This is a genomic window from Pseudomonas sp. TE3910, from assembly GCF_056279025.1.
In genome coordinates this window covers 1649999-1657500 of the sequence record NZ_JBWBQN010000001.1, presented here as the reverse complement: position 1 = coordinate 1657500, position 7502 = coordinate 1649999, and the positions used below count along the sequence as shown (strand labels likewise).

6 protein-coding genes and 2 rRNA genes (1 of these 8 cut by a window edge) are annotated in these 7502 nt (G+C 55.5%); 6 read left to right on the top strand and 2 right to left on the bottom strand.

Going from position 1 to position 7502, the window contains the following annotated elements:
* Together ACZ9H3_RS07390 and rrf are read left to right on the top strand one after the other, a co-directional pair.
* Positions 1-2827: ribosomal RNA gene (locus ACZ9H3_RS07390) — 23S ribosomal RNA — on the top strand (it extends 64 nt beyond the left edge of the window).
* A gap of 137 nt (positions 2828-2964) precedes the next feature.
* Positions 2965-3080, top strand: a 5S ribosomal RNA gene (gene rrf, locus ACZ9H3_RS07385).
* 128 nt (positions 3081-3208) lie between these two features.
* On the opposite strand, the gene queD is transcribed toward rrf, so the two are convergent.
* Together queD and ACZ9H3_RS07375 are read right to left on the bottom strand one after the other, a co-directional pair.
* Positions 3209-3565 carry a 6-carboxytetrahydropterin synthase QueD gene (gene queD / locus ACZ9H3_RS07380; RefSeq protein WP_083199754.1) on the bottom strand — a complete coding sequence of 119 codons (357 nt, stop codon included), beginning with the start codon at positions 3563-3565 and terminating at the stop codon, positions 3209-3211.
* A 50-nt stretch (positions 3566-3615) separates the two neighbouring features.
* Positions 3616-4698: a hypothetical protein gene (locus ACZ9H3_RS07375; protein ID WP_102053082.1), complete on the bottom strand. Its 1083-nt coding sequence runs from the start codon at positions 4696-4698 to the stop codon at positions 3616-3618.
* Positions 4699-4853: 155 nt separating this feature from the next.
* On the opposite strand from ACZ9H3_RS07375, the gene ACZ9H3_RS07370 reads away from it, so the two are divergent.
* The 4 genes from ACZ9H3_RS07370 to ACZ9H3_RS07355 are packed head-to-tail and all read left to right on the top strand — an operon-like array spanning position 4854 to position 7475.
* Entirely contained in the window at positions 4854-5162 is a 309-nt protein-coding gene (locus tag ACZ9H3_RS07370) for a PepSY domain-containing protein (RefSeq protein ID WP_476220221.1), read from the top strand.
* Complete coding sequence (locus tag ACZ9H3_RS07365; protein WP_163939854.1) at positions 5162-5476, top strand: PepSY domain-containing protein; 315 nt, start codon at positions 5162-5164, stop codon at positions 5474-5476. Before ACZ9H3_RS07370 ends, ACZ9H3_RS07365 begins: the two co-directional genes overlap by 1 nt.
* Positions 5476-6144, top strand: coding sequence for a response regulator transcription factor (locus ACZ9H3_RS07360; RefSeq protein WP_476220220.1), 669 nt, complete (start codon positions 5476-5478; stop codon positions 6142-6144). Before ACZ9H3_RS07365 ends, ACZ9H3_RS07360 begins: the two co-directional genes overlap by 1 nt.
* Positions 6141-7475, top strand: coding sequence for an ATP-binding protein (locus ACZ9H3_RS07355; protein WP_476220219.1), 1335 nt, complete (start codon positions 6141-6143; stop codon positions 7473-7475). Before ACZ9H3_RS07360 ends, ACZ9H3_RS07355 begins: the two co-directional genes overlap by 4 nt.
* Positions 7476-7502 lie beyond the last annotated feature (27 nt).

The following is a 7502-nucleotide window of genomic DNA, read 5'->3' as shown; positions in this document are numbered from 1 at the left end:
CCTGCGATAAGCTTCGGGGAGTCGGCAAACAGACTTTGATCCGGAGATCTCTGAATGGGGGAACCCACCTAGGATAACCTAGGTATCTTGTACTGAATACATAGGTGCAAGAGGCGAACCAGGGGAACTGAAACATCTAAGTACCCTGAGGAAAAGAAATCAACCGAGATTCCCTTAGTAGTGGCGAGCGAACGGGGACTAGCCCTTAAGTTGATTTGAGATTAGCGGAACGCTCTGGAAAGTGCGGCCATAGTGGGTGATAGCCCTGTACGCGAAAATCTCTTATCAATGAAATCGAGTAGGACGGAGCACGAGAAACTTTGTCTGAATATGGGGGGACCATCCTCCAAGGCTAAATACTACTGACTGACCGATAGTGAACTAGTACCGTGAGGGAAAGGCGAAAAGAACCCCGGAGAGGGGAGTGAAATAGATCCTGAAACCGTATGCGTACAAGCAGTGGGAGCCTACTTTGTTAGGTGACTGCGTACCTTTTGTATAATGGGTCAGCGACTTATATTCAGTGGCGAGCTTAACCGAATAGGGGAGGCGTAGCGAAAGCGAGTCTTAATAGGGCGTTTAGTCGCTGGGTATAGACCCGAAACCGGGCGATCTATCCATGGGCAGGTTGAAGGTTAGGTAACACTGACTGGAGGACCGAACCGACTACCGTTGAAAAGTTAGCGGATGACCTGTGGATCGGAGTGAAAGGCTAATCAAGCTCGGAGATAGCTGGTTCTCCTCGAAAGCTATTTAGGTAGCGCCTCATGTATCACTGTAGGGGGTAGAGCACTGTTTCGGCTAGGGGGTCATCCCGACTTACCAAACCGATGCAAACTCCGAATACCTACAAGTGCCGAGCATGGGAGACACACGGCGGGTGCTAACGTCCGTCGTGAAAAGGGAAACAACCCAGACCGTCAGCTAAGGTCCCAAAGTCATGGTTAAGTGGGAAACGATGTGGGAAGGCTTAGACAGCTAGGAGGTTGGCTTAGAAGCAGCCACCCTTTAAAGAAAGCGTAATAGCTCACTAGTCGAGTCGGCCTGCGCGGAAGATGTAACGGGGCTCAAACCATGCACCGAAGCTACGGGTGTCACTTAGGTGACGCGGTAGAGGAGCGTTCTGTAAGCCTGTGAAGGTGAGTTGAGAAGCTTGCTGGAGGTATCAGAAGTGCGAATGCTGACATGAGTAACGACAATGGGAGTGAAAAACTCCCACGCCGAAAGACCAAGGTTTCCTGCGCAACGTTAATCGACGCAGGGTTAGTCGGTCCCTAAGGCGAGGCTGAAAAGCGTAGTCGATGGAAAACAGGTTAATATTCCTGTACTTCTGGTTATTGCGATGGAGGGACGGAGAAGGCTAGGCCAGCTTGGCGTTGGTTGTCCAAGTTTAAGGTGGTAGGCTGAGATCTTAGGTAAATCCGGGATCTTAAGGCCGAGAGCTGATGACGAGTGCTCTTTAGAGCGCGAAGTGGTTGATGCCATGCTTCCAAGAAAAGCTTCTAAGCTTCAGATAACCAGGAACCGTACCCCAAACCGACACAGGTGGTTGGGTAGAGAATACCAAGGCGCTTGAGAGAACTCGGGTGAAGGAACTAGGCAAAATGGCACCGTAACTTCGGGAGAAGGTGCGCCGGTGAGGGTGAAGGACTTGCTCCGTAAGCCCATGCCGGTCGAAGATACCAGGCCGCTGCGACTGTTTATTAAAAACACAGCACTCTGCAAACACGAAAGTGGACGTATAGGGTGTGACGCCTGCCCGGTGCCGGAAGGTTAATTGATGGGGTTAGCTAACGCGAAGCTCTTGATCGAAGCCCCGGTAAACGGCGGCCGTAACTATAACGGTCCTAAGGTAGCGAAATTCCTTGTCGGGTAAGTTCCGACCTGCACGAATGGCGTAACGATGGCGGCGCTGTCTCCACCCGAGACTCAGTGAAATTGAAATCGCTGTGAAGATGCAGTGTATCCGCGGCTAGACGGAAAGACCCCGTGAACCTTTACTATAGCTTTGCACTGGACTTTGAATTTGCTTGTGTAGGATAGGTGGGAGGCTTTGAAGCGTGGACGCCAGTTCGCGTGGAGCCATCCTTGAAATACCACCCTGGCAACTTTGAGGTTCTAACTCAGGTCCGTCATCCGGATCGAGGACAGTGTATGGTGGGTAGTTTGACTGGGGCGGTCTCCTCCTAAAGAGTAACGGAGGAGTACGAAGGTGCGCTCAGACCGGTCGGAAATCGGTCGTAGAGTATAAAGGCAAAAGCGCGCTTGACTGCGAGACAGACACGTCGAGCAGGTACGAAAGTAGGTCTTAGTGATCCGGTGGTTCTGTATGGAAGGGCCATCGCTCAACGGATAAAAGGTACTCCGGGGATAACAGGCTGATACCGCCCAAGAGTTCATATCGACGGCGGTGTTTGGCACCTCGATGTCGGCTCATCACATCCTGGGGCTGAAGCCGGTCCCAAGGGTATGGCTGTTCGCCATTTAAAGTGGTACGCGAGCTGGGTTTAGAACGTCGTGAGACAGTTCGGTCCCTATCTGCCGTGGACGTTTGAGATTTGAGAGGGGCTGCTCCTAGTACGAGAGGACCGGAGTGGACGAACCTCTGGTGTTCCGGTTGTCACGCCAGTGGCATTGCCGGGTAGCTATGTTCGGAAGAGATAACCGCTGAAAGCATCTAAGCGGGAAACTTGCCTCAAGATGAGATCTCACTGGAGCCTTGAGCTCCCTGAAGGGCCGTCGAAGACTACGACGTTGATAGGTTGGGTGTGTAAGTGCTGTGAGGCATTGAGCTAACCAATACTAATTGCCCGTGAGGCTTGACCATATAACACCCAAGCAATTTGCGTCGAAATGACCAGATTGCGGTGTTGTGAAGACGAAACGAACCGAAAGTTTGCGACTCACAACTATCACATACCCGATTTGCTGGAGCGTCGAAAGACGGTCTGGTACACAGAATTTCTTGACGACCATAGAGCATTGGAACCACCTGATCCCATCCCGAACTCAGCAGTGAAACGATGCATCGCCGATGGTAGTGTGGGGTTTCCCCATGTGAGAGTAGGTCATCGTCAAGATTAAATTCCGAAACCCCTATCTGCACATGCAGGTAGGGGTTTTGTCTTTGTGGCTTTGAAAAGTTGCCGGTTTTTGCGGGCAAAAAAAACCACCCATCACGGGTGGTTTGCTGTTCGCTACGTGCGATTTAGTCGCCGTAATACTCGCAGCCGCTGGTGCAGGTTTCATGAATGCGGACCTTGGAAAGCTCCGGCAGCAACGGCTTGACCTGGTCCCAGATCCACTTGGCAATCACCTCGCTGGTAGGATTCTCCAGGCCAGGGATGTCGTTCAGGTAATTGTGGTCGAGTTGTTCATAGAGCGGCTTGAAGATCGCCTTGATCTCGGAAAAGTCGCGGATCCAGCCTGTATGAGGATCGAGAGGGCCGGTCAGGTGCAGTGCGACCTTGAACGAGTGGCCATGCAGGCGCCCGCACTTATGCCCGTCTGGTACGTGCGGCAGGCGGTGGGCGGATTCGAACGTGAATTCTTTGAAAATTTCCACGGTGTCTATAACTCTTAGAAGCGATGCTGGCGAGCAGTTTAACAGCAAGGCTAGTGCAGTGGTTGCAGACGCTCATGTAGCTTGCCGGTTTCTACCCATTCAAGAAACTCGTCACCCAGACGTTGGCTTTCAGCCATTGCCTTGTGCCAGTAGCGTTGTCGCGCAGTCGCATCACCGATGAAACGTTTGAAATCGCTGCGATCGGGTAATTTGCCGTATGGCAGGCTGGCCAGGTACTGCGCTGAAGGTGCCACTAACAGCACATTTTTCAGATGCTCGGCATTGCCTCGCCGCCAAGGCAGGGCTTTGTCGAACCAGCCAGGTACAACCTTATCAGTGAAGTGCGGGTACAGGACTATGTCGTCACCGTTGTAGGGTAAGTCGAGGTGGTAATCGAGTAGGCCACCATCGCGAAAGGTCCCGCGGCCGACACCTGGTATGTCGCGTACGCCTTCCATCACCATTGGAATCGAGCCAGAAGCCAGCAGGGCTTGGCGTAGATTGGTGGTACTCAGCGGCAGCAACCGTGACGGAAAGTCGTTCAGTGGCTGTAGAGGCGGAGTAAGGCGGGCATCATGGAGGATGATCCGTTCAAAATGCCGAGCCAAGCGCGAGCGCCCGAGTAGATTGTCGGCAATCACAGCGGATAGCCCTGCGCCCAATCGAGCGCGCTGATCGTGCGCGAGCAAGCCATGGCTCTTGACCAGCATGATATTCAGTCGATAGAGCGGATTGTCGAGGATCTGTGCATCGCGTCCTTCAAGCAGCGCATCAAGCATTCGATGACAACTCAGGCTGACGTCCTCCTGGGTTACACCTTTTGGAAAGTCCAGGGCTGTGTACAGCGCCCCTAGACGGCGTAGCGCTTGCGCAGGCTGGGGGAGGCAGGCACTGGCGAAGCGCCAGGAGCCAATAGAGGCGCCGATCAATGACCGTTCACGCGGGGCTGAAGGTAGCCATTGCCCGAACAATGCCAGATCAAGGCCCTGAATACCGAGTGCTTTTGGGCCACCCGCAGCGCCGGGCACGATGCCCACATCCGCTGCCTGCAAGGGGCGCTGACGTAACCTGGCAAAGGCTTGCGTGCCTGCTTTGAAGGTTAGCGCCGGATACTTGATATGGATCGCACTCATACGGACCTCGCAGTCAGAGGCGCTGATTATAGAGAACGCCAGGCATTAGCGGGGTAGTGCTGCGCTATCATGGGGCCAGCCATTTTCAGTTTGAATTAAGTCCAGTTCGTTATTCTGCTCCCCGTGGACAAGATTAACCTTTATGGAGATGCACTATGAAAACGTTGACTGCCCTGTTCGCCACCGCTGCCCTTGCCCTGACCGCCAACATTGCCATGGCGAAAGACCTGGGGCCGGACCAAGCGATGAAGCTGGTTCAGGAGAACAAGATTCAGTCCTTCGAGAAGCTCAACGCTGCCGCCTTGGCCAAGCACCCAGGTGCAACGGTGACGGACACTGAACTGGAAGACGTCTACGGCCGTTACATCTATAAGGTCGAACTGCGTGATGCCCAGAACGTAGAGTGGGATGTGGACCTGGATGCCACTACCGGTGCAGTCCTCAAGGACCATCAGGACAAGTGATGAAACACGTTTCTCGAACGGGCTTGGCGCTGCTGCTCATACTGTCAGCGTACTGTGCGCAAGTGCTGGCCCGTGACCTTGATCAGGATGAAGCTCTGCATTTACGTCAGCAGGGCGTCATCCTGCCGCTCGAGCAGTTGATGCAACAAGCCCTGGGCCGACATCCCGGGGCGAGGCTGTTGGAGGCCGAGTTGGAGGAGAAACACAACCAGTATGTCTATGAAGTGGAATTGCTGACCACCGAAGGTGTCGTGCGTGAAATCAAACTCGATGCGGCCACCGGTGCGCTGCTCAAAGATGAGGAAGACGACTGATGCGTTTGCTACTGGTCGAGGACAATGTTCCACTGGTCGATGAGCTGACCGCGGGTCTACAGCGTCAGGGCTACGCAGTCGATTGGCTGGCTGACGGGCGTGATGCGGTGTATCAAGGCGCGAGCGAGCCCTATGACGCGATCATTCTGGACCTTGGCCTGCCCGGGCTGCCTGGGCTTGAGGTTCTGGCACAGTGGCGTTCCGGCGGGCTGGCTACGCCTGTTCTGATCCTGACGGCCCGCGATTCCTGGGCTGAGCGTATTGAAGGGCTCAAGGCTGGAGCCGATGATTACCTGACCAAGCCTTTTCACCCCGAAGAACTGCAACTGCGCATTCAGTCGTTGTTGCGTCGTGCGCGTGGCCTGGCCAACCAGCCAAAGCTGGAGTCGGCGGGTTTGCACCTGGATGAAGGTCGCCAGTGCGTGACGCGCAATGGTGAAGACGTGCAACTGACGGCGGCTGAGTTTCGGTTGTTACGCTACTTTATGCTGCACCCTCAGCAGATCCTTTCGAAGAGCCACCTGGCTGAGCACCTCTACGATGGTGAAACCGAGCGCGACTCCAATGTTCTGGAGGTTCATGTCAATCACCTGCGTCGCAAGCTCGGTCGCAGTGTGATCGAAACCCGCCGTGGTCAAGGCTACCGCTTCGGTGGAGTGGGGCAGTGAAGTCGATTCAGGCGCGTTTGAGCCTCGGCCTGGTTGGCGTATTGGTCGTCGTGGGGTTGGTGCTGGCTCAGTTGAGTTTGTGGTTGTTCGAGGTCGGGCTGCAACGCTACCTGGAAACCGGATTGCGCAAAGAGAGTGAGAACCTTCTGGTTGCATTGGGGCGCGGCCAGTCCGGCCTGGAGCTGGATGAGCGACGGGTATCCTCTGCATACAAACGGCCATTTTCCGGCTATTACTTCCGCGTTGATTTCGAGGGCGGCAGTTGGCGGTCCCGGTCCCTGTGGGACATGGACATGCCCATGCCGAAAACCCCAGGCTTGCACGCGGGGCTTCAGCTTGGCCCTGAGGGGCAGCAGCTGCTGGTACTGCGGGCAGACTATCGACGCCTGGGCCAACTGATTTCCATCAGCGTGGCGCAAGACTACACCCCCGTACGCGATGGCTTTCGGCGCATGCAGCAGATCGGATTGGGAATGGGGCTGATAGCCCTGTTGCTGGTCCTGATACTTCAGCGAATAACCGTTACCCGATCCCTGCGGCCTCTGGAGCGTACGCGTGAACAGATTGCCCAGCTCCAGCAGGGCAAGCGCTCTCAGCTCGATACGCAAGTGCCGACAGAGCTGGAGCCTCTGGTTGCGCAGATCAACCACCTGCTGGCCCACACTGAAGACAGCCTCAGGCGTTCACGAAATGCCTTGGGAAACCTTGGGCATGCACTCAAGACGCCCCTCGCGGTGTTGCTCAGCCTGGCCTCCAGCGAGAAGCTCAACGATCACCCCGAAATCCGTGAACAGTTGCGTGAGCAACTTGAGCAGATTCAGCAACGGTTGGGGCGGGAACTGAACCGTGCGAGGTTGGCAGGTGATGCCTTGCCAGGGGCTCAGTTCGATTGTGATGCCGAACTGCCAGGGCTGCTTTCAACCTTGAACATGATTCATGGCCAGGCGCTTATCCTCAACCATGTCTCGGCGCCGGGCCTGCTCTTGCCCTGGGACCGTGAAGACTTGTTGGAGCTCCTCGGCAACCTTCTGGATAACGCCTGCAAGTGGGCTTTCGCAGAGGTGTGCGTCACTATTCAGGAGTGTGCCGAGGGTTATGTGCTGTGGGTCGACGACGATGGCCCGGGTATCGCGGAACATTTGCGTGATGAGGTGTTAAACCGCGGTGCTCGGTTGGACGAGCAGGTCGATGGTCATGGCCTGGGGTTGGGCATTGTGCGCGATATCGTCGACGCCTGGGGCGGGCGCATGAGCTTGCAGGACAGTCCCATGGGAGGATTGCGTGTCAGTATTGAGTTGCCACGCCAAGGCAAGCGGCAGGTCGCCCCGTAGCGGCTGGGCAGCCGCTACGGGGTAGGT

Bases quoted from the DNA above. Each gene is read 5' to 3' on its own strand.
- ACZ9H3_RS07375 (WP_102053082.1), bottom strand. From the start codon at position 4,698: ATGAGTGCGATCCATATCAAGTATCCGGCGCTAACCTTCAAAGCAGGC.
- ACZ9H3_RS07370 (WP_476220221.1), top strand. From the start codon at position 4,854: ATGAAAACGTTGACTGCCCTGTTCGCCACCGCTGCCCTTGCCCTGACC.
- ACZ9H3_RS07365 (WP_163939854.1), top strand. From the start codon at position 5,162: ATGAAACACGTTTCTCGAACGGGCTTGGCGCTGCTGCTCATACTGTCA.
- ACZ9H3_RS07360 (WP_476220220.1), top strand. From the start codon at position 5,476: ATGCGTTTGCTACTGGTCGAGGACAATGTTCCACTGGTCGATGAGCTG.